A 1,085-nucleotide genomic window follows, 5' to 3' on the forward strand; every position below is an offset into this window, starting at 1 on the left:
TTACTGCGAAAACAGCTGGTACGACATATACGATGACAAAGAAAGGTGCAACTTTCTTTAAGAAGGCAAAATTCTATCACACTAAGGATAAGTCACCTGTTTATTATAAAGGGGCGTTTGCAGCTGACAGTGCAACCTTTACAATGACTAAATACAGTACACTTAATTCAGCAAAGACTTATAAGGTAACGCGTTCTGTTACAGGAATCGCCAAGAAGACCCACAAGACTCAAACATTTCTTTATGTAAAGGGATATGGTTGGGTGAAGTCTTATAGTTTAACAAAGGGTATTTTTAAGCAAGCAGACTAAAATGCTAAATTGGTAGGCATCTTTTATCAATCTGCTAATTAGAAATGATAAGATTTAGATCAGGAAGACGGATTTGTTTTCTTGATCTTTTTAAGTTGAAATTTTTTGTTTTAAACCCTTTACTTACTAAAAGTAACTGTTATAATGTTCTTATACACATTAACTATTTATCGACTATAACAATTAATAAAGGAGTTTAACTTTACCATGAAAGAACAATTACTGGACCTTGCCAAGAACCGTCGCTCAATTTATGCATTAGGACGTAACGTTGACCAAACACCTGATGAAATTGCAAACTTGATTAAGGAGAATATCAAGTGGGCACCAACACCATTTAATAATCAAACGACCCGTGCCGTGATCTTATTCGGTGACAATCATGAAAAGCTTTGGGACATCGTTGCCAATCGTTTGAAGTCCGAGGTACCGACTGAGGAAGCCTACCAAAAGACTTTGAACAAGATTAACGGGTTTAAGGCTGCTTTCGGAACTGTTCTCTTTTATACCGATACGGATGTTGTTCACCGGTTTGAAAATGATTTTGCTTTATACGCTGACAACTTCGCTGATTGGTCGGAACAAGCTCAAGGAAATGCTCAGTTCTCTGTATGGACATCGCTTGCTGAAAACGGTATTGGTGCCAACCTGCAACATTACAACCCACTCATTGACGATCAGGTTAAGGAAGCATTTGGTATTCCAGACAGTTGGAACCTCCGTGCTCAGTTAGATTTCGGTTCCATTGAAGGTCCTGCAGGTGAAAAAGAATTT

The 1,085-nt window shown here is 38.1% G+C and carries 2 protein-coding genes; both read left to right on the plus strand.

Translation table 11 applies throughout. The features are described 5' to 3' along the window. Positions 1-311: hypothetical protein (locus tag HMPREF0519_RS12655; RefSeq protein WP_003636887.1), on the plus strand; the 311-nt coding region annotated here is incomplete at its 5' end. Between the two features lie 207 nt (positions 312-518). Further along, on the plus strand, positions 519-1,085 hold a 567-nt coding region (locus HMPREF0519_RS12660; protein ID WP_003636890.1), incomplete at its 3' end, for a nitroreductase family protein.

It is taken from the genome of Lentilactobacillus hilgardii DSM 20176 = ATCC 8290, from assembly GCF_000159315.1.
Taxonomy (GTDB): Bacteria; Bacillota; Bacilli; order Lactobacillales; family Lactobacillaceae; genus Lentilactobacillus; species Lentilactobacillus hilgardii.